Annotated in this window: 25 protein-coding genes; 19 read left to right on the forward strand and 6 right to left on the reverse strand. The window is 37.9% G+C overall.

Annotation, left to right across the window (positions count from 1 at the left end):
* Positions 1-14 precede the first annotated feature (14 nt).
* From ftsY to PMEL_RS11670, 4 genes are all read right to left on the reverse strand, one after another.
* On the reverse strand, positions 15-965 hold the full coding sequence (gene ftsY / locus PMEL_RS11655; RefSeq protein WP_004359448.1) for a signal recognition particle-docking protein FtsY: 951 nt from the start codon (positions 963-965) through the stop codon (positions 15-17).
* A 526-nt stretch (positions 966-1,491) separates the two neighbouring features.
* Positions 1,492-2,667: an MFS transporter gene (locus PMEL_RS11660; RefSeq protein ID WP_120175427.1), complete on the reverse strand. Its 1,176-nt coding sequence runs from the start codon at positions 2,665-2,667 to the stop codon at positions 1,492-1,494.
* Positions 2,668-2,844: 177 nt separating this feature from the next.
* Positions 2,845-3,663 (reverse strand): 3-methyl-2-oxobutanoate hydroxymethyltransferase, encoded by an 819-nt coding sequence (gene panB, locus PMEL_RS11665; protein ID WP_120175428.1) that lies wholly within the window; start codon positions 3,661-3,663, stop codon positions 2,845-2,847.
* Positions 3,664-3,768: 105 nt separating this feature from the next.
* On the reverse strand, positions 3,769-4,392 hold the full coding sequence (locus PMEL_RS11670) for an HAD family hydrolase (RefSeq protein ID WP_120175429.1): 624 nt from the start codon (positions 4,390-4,392) through the stop codon (positions 3,769-3,771).
* A gap of 70 nt (positions 4,393-4,462) precedes the next feature.
* Here PMEL_RS11670 and PMEL_RS11675 point away from each other — a divergent pair, with 70 nt between their 5' ends.
* The 6 genes from PMEL_RS11675 to PMEL_RS11700 all read left to right on the forward strand — a co-directional run bounded on the left by PMEL_RS11675 (position 4,463) and on the right by PMEL_RS11700 (position 8,448).
* A complete protein-coding gene (locus PMEL_RS11675; protein WP_120175430.1) occupies positions 4,463-5,233 on the forward strand; it encodes an RsiV family protein in 771 nt (256 codons plus the stop codon).
* A gap of 50 nt (positions 5,234-5,283) precedes the next feature.
* Positions 5,284-5,907, forward strand: a complete 624-nt coding sequence (gene rsmG / locus PMEL_RS11680; RefSeq protein ID WP_120175431.1) for a 16S rRNA (guanine(527)-N(7))-methyltransferase RsmG — start codon at positions 5,284-5,286, stop codon at positions 5,905-5,907.
* 67 nt (positions 5,908-5,974) lie between these two features.
* Positions 5,975-6,619, forward strand: coding sequence for an MBL fold metallo-hydrolase (locus tag PMEL_RS11685; protein ID WP_120175432.1), 645 nt, complete (start codon positions 5,975-5,977; stop codon positions 6,617-6,619).
* A gap of 25 nt (positions 6,620-6,644) precedes the next feature.
* Positions 6,645-7,220, forward strand: a complete 576-nt coding sequence (gene ruvC, locus PMEL_RS11690) for a crossover junction endodeoxyribonuclease RuvC (protein WP_120175433.1) — start codon at positions 6,645-6,647, stop codon at positions 7,218-7,220.
* Positions 7,221-7,336: 116 nt separating this feature from the next.
* Positions 7,337-7,864 carry a hypothetical protein gene (locus PMEL_RS11695; RefSeq protein WP_172586793.1) on the forward strand — a complete coding sequence of 176 codons (528 nt, stop codon included), beginning with the start codon at positions 7,337-7,339 and terminating at the stop codon, positions 7,862-7,864.
* A 38-nt stretch (positions 7,865-7,902) separates the two neighbouring features.
* Positions 7,903-8,448, forward strand: a complete 546-nt coding sequence (locus PMEL_RS11700) for a hypothetical protein (protein WP_120175434.1) — start codon at positions 7,903-7,905, stop codon at positions 8,446-8,448.
* A 254-nt stretch (positions 8,449-8,702) separates the two neighbouring features.
* Here the strand turns inward: PMEL_RS11700 and PMEL_RS11705 are convergent, their stop codons facing one another.
* Positions 8,703-11,006 (reverse strand): transglycosylase domain-containing protein, encoded by a 2,304-nt coding sequence (locus tag PMEL_RS11705; RefSeq protein WP_120175435.1) that lies wholly within the window; start codon positions 11,004-11,006, stop codon positions 8,703-8,705.
* 164 nt (positions 11,007-11,170) lie between these two features.
* Between PMEL_RS11705 and pyrB the strand changes: the two genes are divergently transcribed.
* The 13 genes from pyrB (at position 11,171) to PMEL_RS11770 (ending at position 23,178) form a co-directional block, all read left to right on the forward strand.
* Entirely contained in the window at positions 11,171-12,118 is a 948-nt protein-coding gene (pyrB, locus tag PMEL_RS11710; protein WP_120175436.1) for an aspartate carbamoyltransferase, read from the forward strand.
* A 124-nt stretch (positions 12,119-12,242) separates the two neighbouring features.
* Entirely contained in the window at positions 12,243-12,560 is a 318-nt protein-coding gene (locus PMEL_RS11715; RefSeq protein WP_120175562.1) for a BACON domain-containing protein, read from the forward strand.
* 90 nt (positions 12,561-12,650) lie between these two features.
* Positions 12,651-13,022, forward strand: coding sequence for a hypothetical protein (locus PMEL_RS11720; RefSeq protein ID WP_231999433.1), 372 nt, complete (start codon positions 12,651-12,653; stop codon positions 13,020-13,022).
* Between the two features lie 102 nt (positions 13,023-13,124).
* Complete coding sequence (gene pyrI, locus PMEL_RS11725) at positions 13,125-13,580, forward strand: aspartate carbamoyltransferase regulatory subunit (protein ID WP_004359464.1); 456 nt, start codon at positions 13,125-13,127, stop codon at positions 13,578-13,580.
* 428 nt (positions 13,581-14,008) lie between these two features.
* Positions 14,009-15,382, forward strand: coding sequence for an MATE family efflux transporter (locus tag PMEL_RS11730; protein WP_120175438.1), 1,374 nt, complete (start codon positions 14,009-14,011; stop codon positions 15,380-15,382).
* Between the two features lie 15 nt (positions 15,383-15,397).
* Positions 15,398-16,018, forward strand: a complete 621-nt coding sequence (locus tag PMEL_RS11735) for an AAA family ATPase (RefSeq protein ID WP_120175439.1) — start codon at positions 15,398-15,400, stop codon at positions 16,016-16,018.
* Entirely contained in the window at positions 16,018-16,530 is a 513-nt protein-coding gene (locus PMEL_RS11740; RefSeq protein WP_120175440.1) for a metallophosphoesterase family protein, read from the forward strand. The genes PMEL_RS11735 and PMEL_RS11740 overlap by 1 nt, the downstream gene beginning before the upstream one ends.
* Before the next feature lie 81 nt (positions 16,531-16,611).
* Positions 16,612-17,766: a dTDP-glucose 4,6-dehydratase gene (gene rfbB, locus PMEL_RS11745; protein ID WP_120175441.1), complete on the forward strand. Its 1,155-nt coding sequence runs from the start codon at positions 16,612-16,614 to the stop codon at positions 17,764-17,766.
* A gap of 104 nt (positions 17,767-17,870) precedes the next feature.
* Positions 17,871-19,052: a formate-dependent phosphoribosylglycinamide formyltransferase gene (purT, locus tag PMEL_RS11750; protein WP_120175442.1), complete on the forward strand. Its 1,182-nt coding sequence runs from the start codon at positions 17,871-17,873 to the stop codon at positions 19,050-19,052.
* 28 nt (positions 19,053-19,080) lie between these two features.
* Positions 19,081-19,506 (forward strand): sugar 3,4-ketoisomerase, encoded by a 426-nt coding sequence (locus tag PMEL_RS11755; protein ID WP_120175443.1) that lies wholly within the window; start codon positions 19,081-19,083, stop codon positions 19,504-19,506.
* Positions 19,507-19,585: 79 nt separating this feature from the next.
* On the forward strand, positions 19,586-20,545 hold the full coding sequence (locus PMEL_RS11760) for a GNAT family N-acetyltransferase (RefSeq protein ID WP_120175444.1): 960 nt from the start codon (positions 19,586-19,588) through the stop codon (positions 20,543-20,545).
* Positions 20,546-20,591: 46 nt separating this feature from the next.
* Positions 20,592-21,689 (forward strand): DegT/DnrJ/EryC1/StrS family aminotransferase, encoded by a 1,098-nt coding sequence (locus tag PMEL_RS11765; RefSeq protein ID WP_120175445.1) that lies wholly within the window; start codon positions 20,592-20,594, stop codon positions 21,687-21,689.
* Between the two features lie 16 nt (positions 21,690-21,705).
* Positions 21,706-23,178, forward strand: coding sequence for a glycoside hydrolase family 125 protein (locus PMEL_RS11770; protein ID WP_120175446.1), 1,473 nt, complete (start codon positions 21,706-21,708; stop codon positions 23,176-23,178).
* Between the two features lie 550 nt (positions 23,179-23,728).
* Here the strand turns inward: PMEL_RS11770 and PMEL_RS11775 are convergent.
* The gene (locus tag PMEL_RS11775; RefSeq protein WP_120175447.1) at positions 23,729-25,075 is read right to left on the reverse strand and encodes a YihY/virulence factor BrkB family protein; all 1,347 of its coding nucleotides are present in this window, start codon (positions 25,073-25,075) and stop codon (positions 23,729-23,731) included.
* Positions 25,076-25,136 lie beyond the last annotated feature (61 nt).

Raw genomic sequence — 25,136 nt, forward strand, 5'->3', positions numbered from 1 at the left:
CAACACCCAACACCCTATTTAAATAGGCTATCAACAAACTGCACCTTATCAAAGAGTTGCAGGTCTTCCATGCCTTCGCCTAATCCAATATATTTAACAGGGACCTTCAACTGGTCGCTGATACCTATCACAACTCCACCCTTTGCTGTTCCATCGAGTTTCGTAATGGCAAGTGAAGTAATCTGTGTTACAGCTGCAAACTGACGAGCCTGCTCAAAGGCATTCTGTCCAGTACTTCCATCAAGTACAAGCAGTACTTCGTGTGGAGCCTCAGGAACAACCTTCTTCATGACATCCTTAATCTTCTTCAACTCGTTCATCAAGCCTACTTTATTGTGCAAACGACCTGCCGTGTCAATAATCACTACATCCGCACCATTTGCTTTAGCACTTTGCAGGGTATCAAAAGCAACACTTGCAGGGTCAGCTCCCATCTGCTGTTTCACGACAGGAACACCAACACGGTCGCCCCATATCTGAATCTGCTCAACAGCAGCAGCGCGGAAGGTGTCAGCTGCTCCGAGATAAACTTTCTTTCCAGCTTGCTTAAACTGCCAAGCAAGTTTACCTATGGTTGTAGTCTTACCTACACCATTTACTCCGACAACAAGTATAACGTATGGGTGTGTACCTTCTGGTAACGTCCATTCCCCATTATCTCCAGTATTATTTTCAGTGAGCAATGCAGTTATCTCACTTTTAAGAATACTATTAAGCTCGCTTGTTGAAACATACTTATCGCGGGCAACGCGTTCTTCAATGCGTCGGATAATCTTAATAGTTGTATCTACACCTACATCAGACGTTACAAGAATCTCTTCAAGGTCGTCTAAGACCTCATCATCTACTTTTGACTTTCCTGCCACTGCACGTGTCAGTTTTGAGAAAACATTTTCTTTTGTTTTCTCAAGTCCTTTGTCAAGTGTTTCTTTCTTCTTCTTACCGAATAAACCGAATAATCCCATATAATTAGCTAATTTGATGCAAAGATAATAAAAAGTTGACGAAAAAGCAAATTTGCTTTACATCACAATGAAAATTAGTATTATCCAAGAAATATTTACGCTATAATTTACGTGTTTAAGCCTAAGTGTATTCTTTTTTATGATAAGATTGAATAATAGAGTTTGTTTTTAATAGGAATAATATAACTCATCACATATCGTGTTAAGCCTCCGCACCAGTCGTGCTAAGGCTTCGCACCAATGGTGCGGAGCCTTAACAACATGCTTTATAATACTAAGAAAAACTATATTTGTTTGTGATTAGGAGTGTCATTTACTATTAAAACCGGGTTATAGTAGTATAACATCAATCGAAATATTAGTTTTATCAGATTAGAGTAAACGCAAGTAAGCATTCCTTATACGCTAAGAAATACTTACTTACAACGTTACTAACAAGTTTATGAAAACTTAGTAAGTATCTTTAATTAAATTAATATATAAAGTACTAATATTCAAATATGTATCAATAAATAATTAAAGTAAATTATCGATGCTTATGCTTTACGTACCAACTATGAATAAAGGTATCATACAAAATCAGTGAGACTGCTAAAATTCCAAGTCCAATCCATAAGATGAGAGGTAATTCAAGATTAAATACTCCGTATGAAAGGACTAATCCTACACCAATTCCAGTTTCCCATGCAAGTAAAAACGTACTCTGGCTGGTTCCACGCTGACAATGGTCTGACATCTTAATGAAGAAGAGTAAGAAACGACTACCAATCAGTCCTACTCCTAAACCAATAAGAATTGGTACAACATAGCTAACGCTTTCCTGATTTCGAGTAATCATTAGTAGAATTGCAATACCAATGACTATCATTCCTGTTGTGGCTTCACTGCGAAGGTCGGCATCTGCAAAGACAAATCTTTCAGCAAGAATTGCAATAATAAAACCCACCATTAACATTCCATAAAAGCGTGGAGAGTGTTCTATGCTTAATAAGATACCAACGACTGTAGTGATAAGAACTACATTAACAAATAACCAATGACTACCTTTCAATAGAAAACGATCGCAAGAAAAGCGAGAGAAATCCTCGCTTGGCATACGAAACGGAAATCTTATTAAGTTGACAAACACAAAGGATACAGCCAAACAAATACAAGACAAGAGAAGTACTGAAGCAAAATTCATAGTCTGATATACCATGAGTCCTGCTAAAGGACCAAGTGAAAGCGCAAAACGACCAAACCATGTTGCAGCATGATTTGCCTCTGTTCTATGTACTGCTTCTACTGTATCGATAATCAGTGTACTTAGAAGAACAAGTTGTGAAAGTCCGTAGAAAGCTCCTTGTATAAAGCGAAGTCCAATGAGTATCGTATAATCAAAAGAGTTATAAGGAAGATTACTTAAATAATAAAGTACACCTGTAACTCCTAATAACAATAGTGTTGAAAGATTAAATACATTTTTGCGACGATAGCGTTGAACAAGATAGCCAGATAAACTACCAAAGAGGTATATTCCTATAAAGAAAACACCCATTACCAAAGCTATTTGTAACATAGAATATCCCCTTACTTCCATACGTAAAGGTATGGTAGCAATAAGCATATAAGACGACATAACTAACAAGAGATTAGCCATTGCCAACAACCAAAAATGCTTATTCCACAAACGAACGTGAACAGGTATGTTTTGAGTATCCATAAATCATTATTATCCAGAAATTAATCATTATGTGAGTTAGACTCTGAAATATGTAATGTATTTTGTTAGAGATAGTGAATACAATAATCTCTATTTAGTTTTTAAATACATATTTCCATTAATAAATCCAACATCATTTAGAATCGTAATTTATAAATTCTTACCTATAAACGAATATTAATATGACTCAGATTCTGAAGGAAAGCTCGTATCCTTCACACATTTAATATATTCTTGTACCCCCTCTGTCATACATTTGTTGACATTAGCGAAATGACGGAGGAACTTAGGCTTGAAGCCCTGTGTCATACCAAGAGCATCAGCATACACAAGCACCTGACCATCTGTGCCATTACCTGCTCCAATACCAATTGTTGCAGCTTTAACCATTGATGTTACTTTTGTAGCCAAAGTTGCTGGTACCTTTTCAAGCGTAATAGCACTAACACCAGCTGCATCAAGTGCAAGTGCATCTTCAATAAGTTTTTCAGCCTCTGCATCATCTTTTGCACGAAGACCGTACCCCCCAAACTTGTGAATACTTTGTGGGGTAAGGCCGAGGTGACCAATAACAGGAATACCAGCATCAACTATACCTTTAATAGTATCTGCAATCTCCTTACCACCTTCCATTTTAAGAGCACCTGCACCAGTTTCTTTGATAATGCGGATAGCATTACGAATACCATCCTCACGGCTCACCTGATAAGAACCAAACGGCATATCACAAACAACAAGGCAACGTTGACAAGCACGTACAACAGAACGTGCATGATAAATCATCTGATCAACTGTAATAGGAGTTGTATCTTGATTACCTGCCATCACATTTGATGCAGAATCACCAACAAGAATACTATCAATCCCTGCTGCGTCAATAATTCCTGCTGTTGTAAAATCATAGGCAGTCATCTGAGTAATCTTCTCACCTGCTACCTTCATTTCTAATAATGTCTTTGCAGTTACTTTTTTCTTATCTGTTGTTAAATATCCCATAGTCACTTTTATAAGTCAAGTACCCAACATAATTCACTGTCTGTTATATAAAACGACATGATTTAAAACCTTGATTTTAGTTTCGGGCTGCAAAGTTACTCCTTTTTAATGGTCTGGCAAAGTAAAACCATCATAATTACTAATTATCTCCTCTGTATAAGGTTTTAATTCAGCCACAGAATTGGTAGTTGCAAGACCTATTACACGTGCTCCAGACGCAATACCAGAACGTAAACCATTGAAGCTATCTTCAAAAACAACACACTCTTCAGGAGAGACACCAAAACGAGCAGCAGCCTTGAGATAACAATCGGGTGATGGCTTACTTTCTACAAAGTCTTCTGAAGTAAGAATCTCATCGAAATATCCCTTAAACTCTGGATGTTTATTATAAACATTCTGCATCTTTGCAAGATTAGAACTTGTGACAACAGCAGTCTTTATACCTTTACTTCTAAGTTCTTTTATAAATAACTCAAAACCAGAAATATAATTAAAAGACATATTACGCTCATATTCATATAGAATTGTCGTAATCTCTTTCTGTTTTTCTTCTTCTCCAGTAAAATACTTATCATATATCTGAACCAGTGTTTGTCCTTTAATAACATGCTCAAAATTATCTATATTTGGACGTAGTTTCTTATCCAAATTACGCCAAAACAAAGTGTATAAAGGCTCCGTATCAAACACAACACCATCTAAGTCAAACAAACAAGCTTTTACCATTATTTCCTTATTTATTATTATATTTATAATGCAAAGTTACAAAAACTTTTCGTAACTTTGTAGCCTATATATGACAAAGAAATTATTTATAATATTTGCTTTTTCCACAATTATAATATTCTTTATTAGCAGTTGTGGACATAAGTCATCAGCACCAAAGAAGTTGGATATACCAACAGCTGTAGTTTCTGTAGACACTATAGCACACCTTTCAGATGTAATACAGTGTCATGTTCATGTTGATTTCACCTATTTGAAAGAAAACAAATATGCTGCTGTCAATGACTCTCTGCTAAGAATGGGGCTTTTACAACCAGACTATTTCTCTATAAATAATAATAAACTCACCCCTCGAACAGCCATTCTATTCTTTGTACGTCAGTACATAAAGGATTATATGGAGATTGCACAGCTTGTTCATCAAAGAGAGAAAGACAAGAGTCAACTCAATGGTGAACTAACTATCAAGACTGAATTACGTGCTGCTTTAGATAACTATATTACTGCTTTATCTTATATAGCCATTAACAACGGTAATGGAGAGCTCACTAAGTACACAGTTGTACGTAATTTCGACCCTAAAAGTGGAAAACTTATCACACTTCAAGAGCAGTTTGGTAAGGATTATAAAGAGAAACTAACAAAGGAAATCATTGAGCGTATAGCTGACAGAGAAAAGCTTGAGAAAGATGATTTTGCAGGACTTCAAGCAAAAGGTTATTTCATTGGAATAGATCCCTATCCTACTGATAACTTCATTCTCACAGATGATTCAATTGTGTTTATCTATACTCCAGGCGAAATTAGTCAGAAAGAAGTTAGAGTCGTTATCGACAACTAATATTATCTTTGGCTTTATTTATATACCGCTAAAACCCATATACAAAGATTATGATTGAAATTATAAAGAAATACTTTCCTCAACTTACACCAAAACAAGAAGAGCAATTTACAGCACTTGATGCTTTATATCACGATTGGAATGCAAAAATCAATGTTATTTCACGCAAAGACATTGATAATCTCTATGAGCATCACATTCTTCACTCACTTGCAATTGCTAAATATATTACCTTCCGTGAGGGTACAAATGTCCTTGATTTTGGAACAGGTGGTGGTTTTCCTGGAATTCCTCTTGCCATTTTCTTCCCTGAAGCTAATTTCAAACTTATTGACGGTACAGGAAAGAAAGTAAGAGTAGCGCAGGAAGTTGCTGATGCTATTGGACTTGAGAACGTTCTCCCTGCTCACTTGCGTGGAGAAGAGGAAAAGGGTAAGTTCGACTTTATCGTATCACGTGCTGTAATGCCACTACCTGATTTGATGAAGATTGTAAAGAAGAATATTGCATCAGATCAGCATAATGTTTTGCCAAATGGTATCATTGTTTTGAAAGGTGGAAACCTTGATGAAGAATTAAAGCCATACAAGAACATTGCTGAGAAGACAGAACTATCACAATGGTTTGATGAAGAGTGGTTTAAGGAGAAATACCTTATTTATGTGCCAGGATAATCCTATCCCTCCCACTTTATAATATAAGACCTCTTCATTTTCAACCATTTACAACCGAATATCAGTTATGCTTAAAATCCAGACTTTTGAGGTTAATCCTCTCCAAGAGAACTGTTACGTTATCAGTGACGAAACTAAGGAATGTGTAATTATTGACTGCGGTGCACTTACAGAAAGCGAACAAAACTCCATTATAGAATATATAAAAGCAGAAGGACTTACTCCTGTCCATAATCTTGGTACTCACGGTCACCTTGATCATCACTTTGGAGATGCTGCTCTTCTCGTAGCTTTCAATCTCCAACCAGAGGTTTCTGAAGGTGATGCTGTGTTTATGAATAATCCTAAACAGGCAGCTGCACAGATGCTTGGAATGCAATTAGATTATGATTTGCCTGCAGGTGAGTTGAAACTAACTGATAAACAAATAATATCATTTGGTTCTCACACCTTCAAAGTTATGCATACTCCAGGTCACTCTGGTGGTTCTGTATGCTTCTATTGCGCAGAAGAAAATGTTCTCTTCACTGGTGATACATTATTTAAAGGAAGTATTGGTAGAACAGACTTCCCTGGTGGTAGTATGTTTCAAATTATCAGTAGTCTCCGAGAACTTGCACAACTCCCTGATACAACAATTGTTTACCCAGGTCACGGACCACAAACATCTATTGGATTCGAACTTGCACATAATCCTTATATGGATCGATAACACACAAATCAAATAACCCTTCAAAATGAAAACAAAAAGTTCACAACCCGAAAAGATACTACTTGGCATCGACCCAGGCACTAATGTCATGGGATATGGTGTGCTGCGTATCTGTGGAAATAAAGCCGAACTTGTTGTTATGGGGGTCATTGATATGCGTAAGGAGAAAGATGTATATCTTCGTTTGGGCAGGATATTTGAACGCGTAACAGGTATTATTGACGAATACTTACCTGATGAAGTAGCCGTTGAAGCTCCTTTCTTTGGAAAGAATGTACAATCTATGCTAAAGCTTGGACGAGCACAAGGTGTTGTCATCGCTGCAGCCATTAACCACGATGTTCCCATTCAGGAATATGCACCACTAAAAATAAAAATGGCAATTACGGGAAATGGCTCAGCTTCCAAAGAACAAGTGGCTGGTATGCTACAAAAGCTTCTGCATCTACGTGATGACCAAATGCCTCATTTTATGGATGCTACCGATGCTGTTGCAGCAGCTTATTGCCATTTCCTACAGATGAGTCGACCTACAACGGATGCTAAGCACTATGGTTCTTGGAAAGACTTTGCACGCAAAAATGCAGACAGAATAAGATAAACAATAGTTCTCACATAGCTACATCTATAAATATATGGCTGTGTATATTAAATCTAAAAGACTTCAATAACGTCAAAGATATAAACTAAAACAACACAAGGATATTTTTAAAACGTATGAAAAATAAAATCATAACACTTTCATTTCTTCTCGCTTCTGTACTCACGGTGAATGCCCAGCAGGAGCGTGTGTCAAAGCAACTATATACAAGTGCTTATAAGATAGCTACTGACAGCAAGGAAGACGTGAATGTTCGTAAGGCAGCTTCTTTTAAAGTTGATGCTATCACCTATCTTAATACTCGCACATTATCAGCCATCGTTGATACAACAAAGCAATTATCCAATAAGGAGATTGCCCACCTCAATGCTCAACTTGACTCAATGGCTTATTATATGCACGAGTATGTTAACCTATTCACAAAGGAATATACACGTACGGATAAACAAAAGAGAAAAGAACAAATTCTCAAAATATTTCGTGACGCAAGTATCAATCATCCTCTTTACAATGACCCAGATAAGAACCTTGTCTTGGTCTACTTCAATAGTGAAGATTACCTTACTCAGTTCTCCCTTGATACTAACTGGATTGCTGCACTTGCAGAAGTAAAGAAAAAGTTAGCTGAGATTCCTAACAAGTAGAGTAAACATCTTATTTTTACTTTTTAAGATATATAACAATGCAAGACGAACTATTAAGATATCCATTTGAGGAAAAATTCAAAGAGGATTTGACAACATATCTACAAGAGAAGGAACTTGTAGACAAGATATTACCTGATACAACCGACATGGAAGAAAAATGGTTAGGTATTGCTGAAGCTTACCTACCTGATGGTATGCGAGAATTTGCAGCCTACCCTACTGTATCCCTTGGATGGATGATGTACGTCGGTATGGCTATTGCAAAATACTGGGACGAAGATTGGGAACTATATAATAAGGTAGAAAACCTCTATACCTATCTTCGTGACCGCATTGACTACGACCACATGGATGACTATATCTGTGAGAAAGTACTACTTCTTACAGCTGACGAGCATCAGGAGGTTGCTAATATTGTTGCAAAATGTGCAGCCCGCACCAATAGTCTGCTTCGTCATCTACCTATTGCTCCTGGTAGCAGTGATGCCTTTCATGCCTATGTTGCAGCTCTCCACCAAATGTACTTTATGGGGATAGCGATGCAATTAAAGCGAATGGGGTATCACATGACAAGAATATAGTTTATTAGTGACTCACATATAGCTTTGTGTTGGTACTCAACACATATTGTGCTATTGCTTAGCACCATTTGTGTTAAGGGTTAAACAACAAACAATATCGTGACAATTGAAAAGCGGTTTATTGTAAGAAGAAAGTATCACTCACCCTTTACAAAGTTTACATTAACAGAACTTAGATATAAAAAGAGGAATACATAAATCTGTGTATTCCTCTTTTTATATTTTATACTGTCTAAAGTTTTTTATAAATAACTTTAGAAGTATTCTTCTTGTATACCATTCACATTAATAGTGTCTGCTGTTTCACAAGGGTTAAACTTAGCAGGAATAGCAAACTTAGTACCTTGATTATATCCTAATCGTTTGTCAGCATAAACACGCTGCATAAAGTAAGCCCATACAGGCAGAGCAGTTGTCGCACCTTGTCCCATTGAAGTATGGTCGAAGTGGATATCACGGTCTTCACCACCTACCCAGCATCCACTGACAAGTTCAGGTGTAATACCCATGAACCAACCATCCGAGTTGTTGTTTGTTGTACCCGTCTTACCACCAATATCGGCAGTAAGATGATAAGCGTAACGCAAACGACTGGCTGTACCGCCCTGAATTACCGCACGCATCATATCAATCATCTGATAAGAACTTACCTCAGAGATAACCTCTGTCATCAATGGCTGGAACTTAGCAATAACGTTGCCGTGGCTGTCCTCAATCTTTGTAACAAAGAGCGGAGCACAACGAATACCACCATTCGCAAAGGTTGTATAAGCACTTGCCATCTCACCAACAGACGCCTCACAAGGTCCAAGACATAACACTGGGCTTGTATTCTTATCAATATCTGGATTATTCAATCCAAAGTCATGCAGAATATTTACAAACTGAGAAGGTCCGAGAAGGTTGATCAAATAAGCTGAAATCCAGTTGTTAGACTGTTGTAAAGCCCAACGCAATGGTACTTCCTGACCATAACGAGCACGAGAGCCATTACGAGGTGTCCACCCACCATAAGTACGCTGTACGTTTGGCGCAAGCGAACAAGGAGTCATACCATTCTGCATTGCAAGTGCATAGAGGAATGGTTTGATAGTTGAACCAACCTGACGACGACCACCCATTACAACATCATACTTAAAGTGCTGATAGTCGATACCACCCACGTAAGCCTTTACAGCACCCGTATGTGGGTCCATACTCATAAAGGCAGAACGAAGGAACGACTTATAATAACGTATAGAGTCGATTGGTGTCATCACCGTATCGATATCACCATGATATGTGAAAAGTGTCATCTCATGAGGCGTCTGAAAACTACGTCTTATCTCGTCGGGTGTAGCTCCCTGCTCTTTCAGACGACGATAGCGCACAGTCTGACGACATGAACGATTCAAAATTTCCTTTATCGTACGACGAGAAATATTAGATGAGAATGGAGCATTCTTCTTATAACGCATCGCAAGATTAAACTGTGACTGTAAGTATCCACCTACATGCTTGCGTACAGACTCCTCTGCATACTGCTGCATACGCGTATCAATCGTTGTGTAGATACGCAAACCATCCGTATTTACATTATAAGGTTCGCCATTACGCTTTGTATTCTTATTACACCATCCATAAAGTGGATCTTGCTCCCATGCAATAGAATCGAGAACAAACTGACGATTCTGCCATGCTTGGTAATTCTCTCGTTCAGGTTTCTTTGCCATCATATACTGACGAAGGAACGCCTGGAAATAATCACCCGCACCACTTACAGGCTTTGACTTTGTAAAATGAAGTCCTAAAGGACGCTGTGAGAGTTCCTCATATTCAGCCTTCGTTACATAGCCAGACTTAACCATCTGCATCAAAACCACATTACGACGCTGCAAACAACGCTCTGGATAACGAAGTGGATTGAACATAGAAGGGTTCTTACAAAGTCCCACCAACATAGCTGCCTCAGTAACTGTCAACTTACGAGGTTCCTTGTCGAAATAGACATTTGCAGCTCGTTTAATTCCTACAGCATTATGGAGAAAGTCAAAGTAATTGAAATACATTGCAAGTATTTCTTCCTTTGTAAAGTGACGTTCCAGCTTTACTGCAATAATCCACTCAATAGGCTTCTGCAAAAGACGCTCTACTGTGCTATGTGCTTTTTCTGAGAAAAGCTGCTTAGCAAGCTGCTGTGTAATCGTTGAGCCACCACCAGCACTTGCTTGTCCCATTACACCACGCTTTACTACAGCACGTCCAAGTGCTATAAAGTCAATACCAGAATGTTCATAGAAGCGTTCATCTTCCGTTGCAACAAGGGCGTGGACAAGATGTGGTGAAAGACCATTATAGTCAATTGCAACACGGTTGTTATTATCCGCATTCCAAGTACCGATGAGCTGCTGGTCAGAAGAATAAACTTGCGAAGCAAACTTATCTATAGGGTTAGACAATTCATCCATATCAGGCATGTATCCTACCCATCCATTCCATACAGAGATGAAGAATACGAAGACCAAACCCAATATGGCAAGAAGTGAACCCCAGAGGAAATGTACAAAATGTCTTCTCATAAATTGTGAAAATATTATGCAAAGATAATGTAAATCAATGGATAAGCAAAATAAATAGATATTTTTTTGATATAGGTGGATATTTCCTATTCTATAGTTCGTCGATTAGAAAATAATAATGTAACTTTACCAACAGAAAAGAACTAAAACATCACAAAACAAAAATGGAAAAGCATAACTTTGTGAATATCCAAGGGTTAGATCGTGAGCAGCTACTCTATCTTATTGAAATGGCTCAGGAGTTTGAGAAACATCCAAACCGAGAGCTACTTAAAGGTAAGGTTATCGCAACGCTCTTCTATGAGCCTTCTACACGTACTCGACTTAGTTTTGAAACAGCTGCTAACCGCCTCGGAGCACGTGTTATCGGCTTTACCGATGCAAAGGTTTCAAGTGTTAGTAAAGGTGAAACTCTGAAAGACACTATCCTCATGGTATCTAACTATGCAGATGCGATTGTCATGCGACATCACATAGAAGGTGCAGCACAATATGCTTCAGAAGTGGCACCTGTACCCATTATTAATGCCGGTGACGGAGCACATCAACATCCTTCACAATGCTTGCTTGACCTTTATACGATTAATCAGACACAAGGAACATTAGAGAACTTAAACATCTACCTTGTTGGTGATCTTAAATACGGTAGAACAGTTCATTCTCTTCTTATGGCCATGCGTCATTTTAATCCAACGTTTCACTTTATCTCACCAAAGGAACTTGCTATGCCAGAGGAGTATAAAGTGTATTGTCGTGAGCATAATATTCACTTTGAAGAACATGAGGATTTCACTCCAGAAGTAATTGCCAATGCAGATATTATCTATATGACACGCGTACAAAAGGAACGTTTCTCTGACTTAATGGAATATGAGCGAGTTAAGAACGTTTATATTCTTCGTCGTGATATGCTCTCATTGGCTCGTCCAAACATGAAGATTCTTCATCCACTGCCACGTGTGAACGAGATTGCATACGATGTTGATGATAGTTCACATGCTTATTATATCGAACAGGCTCGTAATGGTCTTTTCGCTCGTGAAGCCATTTTCTGCCATTGTCTTGGTATATCTATGGAGGAAGTAAAAAACGATAAGACAATTTTAGAATAATAACTTAATCATTTTTACGAGTATGAGTATATTAAAAAAGAGTACGTTTGCCGCTCTGCTACTGATGCTTTTGACCACCATATTCAGTTGTGAACTAAACTCTGAAGATGGTCGTTGGGATCCTATGAAATGGACATCAGACCGCCATGGAGATCCAAGAAAGATTACTGCTACAGCAGAAGGAGAAACTTATCAATTAAAATGTACCAACTATGGGGGACCATGGATTAGTAGCGTGACAGATGCTGACACAGTCATCTATGCCGGTAGTAAAGAGCAAGATTTCCATCATATCAAATATGATTGGTATGACATATCAGCGAAAGGAAATACTTTTTATATCACTCTCCTCCCCAATACAACTGGCAAAGAACGCAAATTATCCATTGTTGTGACTGCAGGTGACATCTTCGATCAAATAGAAGTGACACAAAACAAATAAAAATATACTCATAATATATATAACTTTATCTATTATATGAACATGAATAAATTTAAAAATGTATCGTTTGCAGCATTGTTACTGGTTATTTTGACCACAGTATTCAGTTGTAGCAAGAATACAATTGATGATATCCACAGAACAACTTTTAAGTGGACTTCAGACTACACTGGTGACCCAAGGAATATAACAGTTCCTGCTGAAGGAGGAACCTACAAGTTGGTATGTACCAACTACCAAACTCTGCGATTTGCAAGAAAGACTGTTGATGATTCATCAGTAATATATGGAGAAGAGGTAATCAGTACTGCCATTCTTGGAAAATGGTTCACAGCAGAATTAACAGGTAATACACTCACGATTACCATCAAGCCCAACACCACGGGTAAAATACGTAAGCTAATCTTTGGGATAAGAGCTGATGATGCCGTAGATAGAGTGAAAATCACCCAAGAAAAATAGAAATAGACTCATAATGCCTATGAGTGAACAAAGAAAACTGCCCACAAATACCCTGTCAGGCATACCTCAATATTGAGGAGACAGAGTGAGGCTTATATGATTATGTCAAAGAAAGAACGTCTGGTAGCTGCTATTAAGAGCGGCACCGTTATAGATCATATTCCAGCAGAGAAGACTTTTCAAGTTGTGAACCTACTACAGCTCCAGAAGCTCTCCACACCTGTCACTATTGGTTTCAACTTCTCATCGAAGATGGTAGGCACAAAGGGAATCATCAAGGTGAGCGACAAGTTCTTTACTGATGATGAAATTTCTCGTTTGTCGGTCGTGGCACCGAACGTGGTGTTGAACATCATTAATGACTATGAAGTGGTAGAGAAGAAGAAGGTTGTGACACCGGACGAGCTTCGGAGCATTGTAAGATGCAATAATCCAAAGTGCATCACTAACAACGAACCTATGAACACTATTTTCCATGTTGTCGATAAGGAGCATGGTATTCTTAAATGTCATTACTGCGATAAAGAACAGGAAATGGAGAAGGTGGAACTTGTATAGAGTACATGTTGACGAGAAGACAAGTTTACGAGTTGACAAGTACTTATTTAATGGGTTATAAATTGATAAGTTAAAACACTATATATTAGCAATTTAATTGGTATAATTAAAGCTTATTATAATCATATATTTTATAAGTTATAGAATTGTTTGTTCTTCTCAAATATGCTATCTTCCAAATTATTTTCATGAAAAAAAATATTTATTTACGTGAACAGAAATATTTTTTTTCATGAAAATAAATATTTCTCCTTATGAAGATAAATTAAGACTAACTTAGTATAAGTACTAAGTGAAATACTGTTCTACGTTTTATTATCCTATAAATCATTGCATAACAATTAGGTTTTCTCATTTTTTTTTCGTACATTTGCAAGCATAGTATAAGGATGAATTTCATTCATTCGTATAAATGTAAGAGAATATTAATGGATAATAGGAGTGCGACTTTAGAGTTAGGAACAAAGCCGGTAGGTAAATTGTTGGTACAATACGCCTTTCCAGCAATTATAGCTATGATTGCATCCTCGCTCTATAACATTGTAGACCGAATATTCATTGGTCAGATTGTAGGACCGATGGCTATATCTGGTTTAGCTATTACCTTTCCTTTTATTAACCTTGGAGCTGCCTTTGGAGCTGCAGTAGGAATAGGAGCATCAACTTCTATCAGTGTGAAGTTAGGTCAGCGTGACTATAAAACAGCAGAGAATATTCTTGGCAATACAGTAACACTAAATTTAATTATAGGCAGTGCTTTCGGTATTATATGCCTTATTTTCCTTGACCCAATCCTGCGATTCTTTGGAGCAAGTGATGCAACAATCCCATACGCACGTAGCTTTATGGAGGTTATCTTAGCAGGTAACGTTATCTCTCACATGTATTTTGGAATGAATGCTGTACTTCGTGCTGCATCCAAACCTCGCCAGGCTATGATGGCAACGATATTCACAGTCTTGATAAATATTATTTTAGACTTTATATTTATCAGCTTTTGGGGTTGGGGAATTCGTGGTGCTGCTTTTGCTACAATCTTATCACAAGCATTGGCATTATGCTGGCAGATGAAACAATTTACCAACAAAGACGAGATATTACATCTTAAACGTGGCATCTATCGACTTAAAAGACATTTGGTAGAGAATATTATTTCAATTGGTATCTCTCCATTCTTGATGAATGCATGCGCTTGTATTGTGGTTATTTTTATGAATAATCAGTTAGTAAGATACGGCGGTGACATGGCTGTCGGAGCTTTTGGTATAGCTTATAGCGTTGCTATGGTTTTTATAATGTTTGTCATTGGATTAGACCAAGGAATGCAACCAATAGCTGGATATAATTACGGCTCTCAGCAGACAGACAGATTGATGCGAGTACTAAAACTTACCATCTTTGCCGCAACAGGGATAATGGTTACAGCTTGGTTAATAGCACATTTAGCTCCATATTACTGTGCCCGTATGTTCACAAAAGACCCTGAATTAATTCGTCAAGCAATTAAGGCAATTCAAATAAACATGATGATGTACCCTATCGTTGGATTTCAAATGGTTGTAACTAACTTTTTCCAATGCATTGGTAAAGTAAAGATAAGTATCTTCTTGTCTCTCTCACGTCAGCTATTGTTTTTAATCCCACTGCTTGTTATCCTACCACAGTTTTTCAACTTAAATGGCGTATGGGCATCCTTGCCTTCCAGTGATTTCTTGGCATCATTGGTTGCTGCTATCATAATGATAACCTACATGCGTCGATTAAAAAAGCAGAGTGTAAACAATCAACACTTAAAATCATAAATTAAGAATCTAAATATGGAAAAGGAACTAATCATAAATGTTGGTCGCCAAATAGGTAGTGGTGGTCGTATCATAGCAAAAATGCTTGCTGATGAGTTTGACTGCCAGTTCTTTGACCGTGAGATACTCAACCTTGCTGCCAAAGAAAGTGGTTTCTCGGAGAAGTTCTTTGAGCAGAACGATGAGCAAAAAGGGTTTATGAAAGGACATTTCCACATACACCTTCCTCTCTTGGGTGATAACAACTTCTATAAGAGTAATTTCTCACAAGAAAGTCTTTATCAGTTCCAAAGCGACGCTATTCGTGAAGTGGCAAAGCAAAATCCACGCTGTGTGTTTGTTGGTAGAACTGCTGATTACGTTTTACGTGATAATCCAAACACCATCAATATCTTTATAACAGCTTCCATGGATACCCGTATTGCAAACGTTTCTGAACGCCGTGGATGTTCAAAAGAGGAAGCTCGAAAGTTTATAGAAAATGGTGAGAGTGAGCGTGCTAAATATTATAACTATTACACAACAAAGGTGTGGGGGCATGCAGAAAGCTATGACCTTTGCATTGATGCCAGTATACTTGGATTAGAAAAGACAAAGGATTTAATTGCAGAGTTTATCAGAAGAAAAAGTATTTAATGAAACGAATAGGTATAATCTCTGACACCCACGGACACTGGGATGATAAATATGAACACTATCTTGGCGAATGTGATGAGATTTGGCATGCTGGCGATATTGGATCATTAGAAGTTGCAGATAAGTTTGAGGCAATGAAACCCATCTTCCGTGCTGTATGTGGGAATATAGATGATTACACTATGCGCAACCGCTATCGGGAAATTTTACGCTTTAAATGTGAGGATGTTGATGTGCTACTAAAACATATTGGAGGTTATCCTGGACGATATGATCGTTCGGTACAAAGTATGCTCTATGCTTCTCCACCCAACCTCTTTGTTGATGGACACTCGCATATCCTCAAAATACAATTCGATAAGACACTAAACCTACTTCATATAAATCCTGGTGCAGCTGGTCTTCGTGGATGGCATAAAGATAGAACTTTAGTGAGATTAACTATCGAAGGTAATAAATTTACTGATTGTGAAGTTATAACATTGGGAAATAAACAAACTAAACCTATCTGATTTGTAATGCACAACATTCAGAGTCGCTAACAATAAAACTGTTAAAACTAACAATAAGAAAACAAACAAAATAATAAAGATATGAAAACGTATTTAGTAACTGGTGCTGCTGGATTTATCGGAGCAAACTACATTAAGTATCTACTTCACAAGAAGTATGTGAACGAAGAAATTAAGGTTATTATCCTCGATGCACTTACCTATGCTGGTAACCTTGGTACTATCAAGGATGATATTGATAACGAGCGTTGCATCTTTGTAAAGGGTGACATCCGTGACCGTGAGCTTGTTGACCAACTCTTTGCTGAATATGACATTGACTATCTCGTAAACTTTGCTGCAGAAAGTCATGTTGACCGTTCTATTGAAGATCCACAGTTGTTCCTTTCTGTAAACATTCTTGGTACACAGAACCTCATGGATGCTGCACGTCGTGCATGGGTGACAGGTAAAGACGAGCAGGGTTATCCAACATGGAAGGTTGGCAAGCGTTACCATCAGGTATCTACTGATGAAGTATATGGTTCATTAGGAGCAGAAGGCTACTTTACCGAGGAGACTCCACTCTGTCCACATAGTCCATACTCAGCAAGTAAAACAAGTGCAGATCATTTTGTGATGGCATATCATGATACATATCACATGCCTATCAGTATCACACGTTGTTCTAACAACTATGGCCCTTATCACTTTCCAGAGAAGTTAATTCCATTAATTATCAATAATATTCTTGAAGGTAAGAAACTTCCTGTATATGGCGAGGGGTTAAATGTACGTGACTGGCTTTATGTAGAGGATCACTGTAAGGCTATTGACATGGTTGTGCGTGAAGGACGTGTAGGTGAAGTTTACAACGTTGGTGGTCATAACGAAATGAAGAATATCGACATTGTTAAACTCACTATTAAGACTATCTACGACATGATGGCAGAGGACAAGAATCTCCGCACTATCCTCAAGAAGCAGGTGAAAGATGCTAATGGTGATATTGATATTAGCTGGATTAATGAAGAATTAATCACACATGTTCCAGACCGTCTTGGTCATGATGCGCGCTATGCCATTGATCCAACAAAGATTAAGAATGAGTTAGATTGGTATCCAGAAACAATGTTTGCCGAGGGTATCGTGAAGACAATTCGTTGGAATTTGGAGCATCAGGACTGGATTCAAGAGGTTACTTCTGGTGATTACCAAAAGTACTATGACATGATGTACACCAAAAAAGGAAGATAAAAAATCAACTAAAATATAATCCTACACCCTTGTCTACCCAAACAAAATAAATAGCGAGGGTGTAAATCCTTCTCACAATCAAAACATAGACAACACATCTTTAAATGAAAAAAATCTTATTATTAGGCTCAGGCGAACTGGGCAAAGAGTTCGTTATTGCAGCTAAACGCGCTGGACAGTATGTCATTGCTTGTGATAGTTATGAAAATGCACCAGCCATGCAGGTTGCTGATGAGTCTGAAGTAATAGATATGCTTGATGGTGATGCACTTGATGCTGTTGTAGCAACTCACAGACCTGACCTTATTATTCCAGAAATTGAAGCCATAAGAACAGAACGATTGTTCGATTATGAAGAGCGAGGAATACAAGTTGCTCCATCTGCACGTGCTGTAAACTTCACCATGAATCGTCGTGCAATTCGAGACCTTGCAGCACGCGACTTAGGATTAAGAACAGCCAAATATTTCTATGCTAAAACATACGAAGAATTCAAGGCTGCAGCTGACGAGATTGGTTTCCCATGTGTTGTAAAGCCTTTGATGAGTTCAAGTGGACACGGTCAGAGTTATGTTCATAATGACAAAGAACTTAAAGAAGCATTTAAGAATGCTATTGAAGGTGCACGTGGCGATGTGAAGGAGGTTATTATTGAAGAATTTATTGAGTTTGAGAGTGAATTTACTCTGCTTACCGTGACACAGAAGAATGGCCCTACCCTCTTCTGCCCACCTATCGGTCACATACAAAAAGGTGGCGATTACCGTGAAAGCTGGCAGCCATACGCTATATCAGAAGAATCATTACGTCAGGCAGAGCACATCGCTAACGAAGTAACTCGTGCACTTACTGGATATGGTATTTGGGGAGTTGAATTCTTCTTGACAAAGACCGGAGAAGTTATCTTCTCTGAATTATCTCCTCGCCCACATGATACTGGTATGGTTACATTGGCACATACTACGAACTTCAGCGAGTTTGAACTTCATTTCCGTGCTGTAATGGGACTCCCAATCCCTGCTATCCACCTTGAGCATGCTGGTTGTTCTGCTGTAATTCTTTCTCCTATTGAGACAGATAAGCCATTATCATACAACTTATTAGATGCTTGCAACGAAGACCGAACACGCTTACGTATCTTCGGAAAACCAGTTGCTCACGTTGGTCGACGCATGGGTGTAGCACTCTGTTATGGAGAAGTTGGTACTGATATGGATGCACTTCGTGATAAGACTAAGCGTGTTGCAGCAACTGTATTAGGTACAGACCCGTACATGAAGAAGTAAAAGGCAGAAATGTCAAGAGGATGTAAGAATGAAAGAAACTAAGGCTTCAATAGGAAAGATTATCTCCCTACAAAAGATGGTTGACCCACGTGGCAACCTCTCTATTGCAGAGGGAATGAAGGATATTCCTTTCAATATTTCTCGTGTTTATTGGACATACGATGTACCATCAGGTGCTTGCCGTGGTGGTCATGCCCATAAGCATTGCCGAGAGTTCATCATCGCTGTGAGTGGTTCGTTCACTGTTACACTCGATAATGGACTTGACAAACAATCTTTTCTCTTGAATCATCCTTATCAAGGACTCTTAGTTGAAACAGATATATGGCGCACACTCGATGATTTTTCATCGGGTGCAGTGTGCCTTGTTTTGGCAGAAGACCCTTTTGAAGAGGAGGATTATATCCGTGAATACAAAGAGTTTCTTAACTATCAGCGTTCTAAGAAGGAATAAAAGTCTATCCATAAATTTAATATAAAAGGAAACAAGAAGTAAGTTCTGAATATCTTCTGTTATTCAATCCTAACATATAATGTTTGAAGTAAAGCAATATACGCAAGAGCAAACACGAGAGTGGAACGAGTTTATAGAGAATTCTCGACAAGGAACGTTTCTCTTCAACCGTTCCTATATGGATTATCATACAGATAGGTTTCAAGACGCTTCGTTGATGATTTATCGTAAAGGTCTGCTCTATGCACTCTTTCCTGCTAATCGTTTAAACGATACACTTTACTCTCATCAAGGATTGACTTATGGTGGACTTATAACTAAGAAGCAGGCTACCACAGTTGAGATTTGTGAGGTTTTTATAAGGATTAACAAACATCTTTATAACTCAGAAATACAAAGAGTTATATATAAACCAACTCCATGGATATATCATTGTTATCCAGCTGAAGAAGACCTCTATGCTCTTATCAATGTGTGTCATGCCCAACTGGTGGCTCGTGACATATCAAGTACTATTCCATTTGCTTTACGTATGAAGTTCACAGAGAGCCGTCGAAGTGGAATTAGAAAGGCAACACGTGCAGGAGTGACTGTTTGTGAGAGTAAAGACTATGCTACTTTTTGGAATATCCTAAATGATAACCTTACCAATAAGTATGATACGCATCCCGTGCACTCTCTTGAGGAGTTAGAACTACTCCGCAACCATTTCCCTAAGTCCATTCGATTATTCATGGCATATAATAATAAAGGTATTGCTATTGGAGGGACAGTTGTTTACGAGATGTCGCAAGTTATTCACACACAGTATATCTCAGCATCCAAAGAAGGTAAAGAATTGGGGGCACTTGATTTCCTCTTTGATTACATTATCAATGTTGTCTATGCTGATCATAAAGGCTACTTTGACTTTGGCAAGAGTACAGAAGAACAAGGAAAGGTTCTTAACGCACCACTTATTTTTCAAAAAGAAGGCTTTGGAGGACGTGGCGTTTGCTACGACTGTTATACATGGGAAACAAAGTCAGTTATAGAGTAATACAAGGCTTCCGACCATAAGCACTGCACTTCATAAAAGAATAAACATGATAAATTATCTCTCATTACAAAAAATAACAGCATTACACGAACCAGAGCTTACTGCTGCTGTTAATCAGGTACTACGTTCAGGATGGTATCTGCAGGGAGAGCATATAACATTATTTGAAAAGAATTATGCACAATATATTGGCACAAAATACTGTGTGACCTGTGGAAACGGTCTTGACGCGCTGTGTCTTATCCTTCGTGCATATATTGAGTTAGGACTACTCAAAGAAGGGGATGAAGTCATTGTTCCTGCTAACACATACATAGCAACAATCCTATCCATCACTGAGAACCATCTTACTCCTATACTTGTAGAACCAGATATCAACACTTTTGAGATAGATGAGCAACAGATAGAACAAGCTATCACTCCTCGCACACGTGCTATTATGCTTGTGCACCTTTATGGGAGATGTGCTTATACAGCTTTCATTGGTGACATTTGCAAACGTCATAACCTCTTACTACTTGAAGATAATGCACAAGCGCACGGCTGCTACTTTGGCAACAAACGTACAGGAAGCCTTGGAAATGCAGCTGCTCACAGCTTTTATCCAGGAAAGAACCTCGGTGCATTAGGTGATGCAGGAGCAGTGACAACCAATGACGAATTGCTGGCACATACTATTCGAAGCCTTACCAACTACGGCTCTGCACGTAAGTATGAGTTTACTTTTAAGGGAAAGAATAGCCGCATGGATGAAATCCATGCGGCAGTTTTGAATGTAAAACTCCCCTATCTTGATGAAGAAAACCAGCGCAGAAAGCAGATTGCCAAAGCATACTTAAAGGGCATTAACAACCCACAAATAACATTGATAAAGGATAATGACAGAGACAATGTATATCATATATTCCCTATTCTCTGTTCATCTCGTGATCGTTTACAACAATATCTCAAAGATAATGGTATTGAAACAATGATACACTATCCCATTCCACCACATCAGCAACAGGCTTATAAAGAATGGAATGAGCAACATTATCCTATCACAGAGTTTATTCATCAACAAGAACTCTCCCTCCCTTGCAATCCAACCATGACTGATGAAGAAGTTTATCAAATCATTGATAGCCTCAATATGTATCAATAAAACTAAATCATAACGTATGAGAAAGATTACCTATATTACATCAACATTCGTTGCATTGATGGCATTACAAGCGCAACCTGTCAATGCTGATAATATAAATAAGGTACCAACAAACCAACTCACCTGCCCAGCAGATGCAGTGACATTCACTTCAAAACGACCTAAAGAAACTGAAAGACTTTTCCGCTCAGAAGCAGTAGAAAAAGAAATACAGAACATTATAAAGAAGTTAACGAACAGACGTCTGGCATGGATGTTTGAGAATTGCTTCCCAAATACACTTGACACTACTGTACACTATGGCGAAGAATCAGATGGAACACCTGATACTTATGTTTATACAGGTGACATTCCTGCTATGTGGCTTCGTGATTCTGGTGCACAGGTGTGGCCATACGTACAGTTAGCAGGAAAGGATAAGAAACTGAAGAAGATGCTGGCTGGTGTTATCAATCGTCAGTTCAAATGTATCAATATCGATCCATACGCTAATGCATTTAATCATTATCCAGACCCAAATGGACGTTGGATGACCGATGAAACTGACATGAAACCAGAGCTACACGAACGTAAGTTTGAGATTGACTCACTCTGTTATCCAATCCGTCTCGCTTTTGAATATTGGAAGATAACTGGTGATACAAGCGTCTTTGGCTCAGAATGGATTAAAGCTGTTGAGAACATTCTCAAGACATTCCGCGAGCAACAGAAGAAAGATGGCAGAGGAACCTATAAGTTCCTTCGCGTTACAGATCGTGCATTTGACACAATGAGCAATGCAGGATGGGGCGCACCTGTAAAGCCAGTAGGCTTGATTGCTTCTGCCTTCCGCCCTTCTGATGATGCAACAACGTTACAATTCCTCGTACCATCCAACTTTATGGCAGTATCATCTCTACGCAAAGCAGCAGAGATATTGACCAAAGTGAATAATAATACAACACTTGCAACTCAATGTAGCGACCTTGCTAACGAAGTCAGCAATGCTTTGCAAAAATATGCTGTATACGAACATCCTAAATATGGTAAGATATATGCTTACGAAGTAGATGGCTTTGGCAGCTACTTCCTGATGGATGACGCAAATGTGCCAAGTCTGTTAGCAATGCCATATCTTGGTGATGTAAGCGTAGATGACCCTATCTATCAGAACACTCGCCGCTATGTATGGAGTGAAGATAATCCATATTTCCATCGTGGTAAAGCTGGTGAAGGTATTGGTGGACCACATATTGGCAACGACATGATATGGCCTATGTCAATTATGATGCGTGCTTTTACCTCAAAAGATGATCAAGAAATACGTCAGTGTATTGAAATGTTAATGAATACTGATGCAGGAACCGGCTTTATTCATGAGAGTTTCTATAAGGACGATGCAAATAAATTTACACGTGAGTGGTTTGCATGGCAGAACACATTATTTGGTGAGCTTATCGTTAAGTTGGTAAATGATGGCAAACTTGATTTGCTAAACAGTATAAAATAGACCAGTAACAAAACATTTGTAGAGATATTTCAAAAGTTAGAAGACAAAATCTTAATATTTATCTTATTTAACATTATATATTTGGAAATATAACAATATTTGGATATCTTTGCATCGTGTTTTTCATGGTATTAGATTATTAAGGTTAGAAGATTAGTTGTCGTGAGACAAGTAATCTTTCAGTCCCAGACCAATAGTCTGGGACTTTTATTTTTAAAGTACGTTGACTTTATTTTATGAATAAATCTAAACTATTTTGTTCTTAAAAACATGACTAAGTATCGAAACATTGATATAATTAATTGTTTTACGCAACAGATCGCTAAAGATTTCTAACAATAAAATCATATACATCAATCGAAAACAAAAATTATTAGTATAATAAAAGAGCCAGTTCTGCAATGTAGAGCTGGCTCTTTTATTATTGTCTTACATTCGATTAAAGTTGAGTACCAAAGCAATTAAACAATGAGAATAATTATTTGACAACTGTAATATAACTTTTACTCATTCAAAAAAAATACTATTAGACACTGATAAAAATACTATTTTAATCTTTCAGATGTTTTTTCAAATCCTTAATATTGATAGATTTTAACTCGTTAAGATAAGCCTCACGGATATGTTCCAGCTTATTATATGTAGCATGATTCCACGCTTTATGAGGTGAAAAACCTAATAGAGCGAACTTCGATGCAGGCTCAGATTCCAAACGAGCAATCATCTCACCCATTGTTATGTTATTTGTGTCGTGTGTAGGTGTATAAGTAACTTCATCTGTAGTAGGCGAATAGTTCTCTGAAATAAGATTTACCTCTTTTAATTTATGAAGAATATCAGCCATTACACGTACTGGAATATGTGTTGCAGCCTTTATTTGTAACGCTGTGTGAGGTTTTTCATCGTTGGCAAAGCGTTGACAAATATGACTCAACACCGTCGCACACAACACCATAATATCATTATGTGATATATCTTCCGTATCTATCTGGCATTCATAGTACTCTAAATTCTGATTAATATAGCTGAGTTCAGCGCAGAACAAACAAATATACCATGATGCAAGAATCCATAGCATAAACAGTGGAAGTGCAGCAAATGAACCATAAATGGCATTATAGCTTGTAAGGAAAATCTGACCATGAATATAGACAGCTTGTAGGCAAAGCATAGCCATGCTGGCTATCATCGCAGGCCCAATTGTTTTTGTAATCTTAACCTTAGCACTGGGCATAAAAACATAAAGCACAATAAACATAAGAGTAAGAATAGCCCATGGCACAAAAAAGCGAAATGAGAAACTCGCAATTGTACCGAGAAAACGTAAACCATTTAGATTCTTTACAAAGCTATAGAAATAGATACTCAGTCCCGAAAGTATAATAATACTAATAGGAACAAGAAACATCAAGGCTGTATAGTCTATGACTACCCTACTAAGAGGACGACTGTCCTTAACCTGCCATATATTATCAAAAGCAGACTCTACTGTTCTGATCAGAGAGAAAACACTATAAAGCATTATCACAAGTCCAATTCCAATAAAGAGTCCTGTTTTGGCATGAACAAGATAAGACTGTGTAAGCGTAAGCAACCAAGTGGCAGCCTCAGGTTGAGCCGAGAGCATCTCACGAAACTGACTTTCAAGGAACTGACCAAAGCCAAAGCCATTGGCAATAGCAAAAATCATAGACGCTATAGGCACAATTGCCATAATAGTTGAAAATGAAAGCTGTGTAGTAGCAGCGGCATGGTCGCGTTCAAAAAAGAATTTTACGGTAAGGTAGAGTTTTTGAATCTGTCTAATAAAAAATTCTCTACGTTTCGATCGTTGCTCTTTTGTCAAGAACATACCAACGGTAAAGAAGTATTTTATGCTTTTAAAATCTATCTTCATTATTATTCCCTATTTCATAAGAGTATAGAACTTATTATGCAAACTTAATAAAAAAAAGCGA

Origin of the sequence: Prevotella melaninogenica, from assembly GCF_003609775.1 — a bacterium.
GTDB classification, from domain to species: domain Bacteria; phylum Bacteroidota; class Bacteroidia; order Bacteroidales; family Bacteroidaceae; genus Prevotella; species Prevotella melaninogenica_A.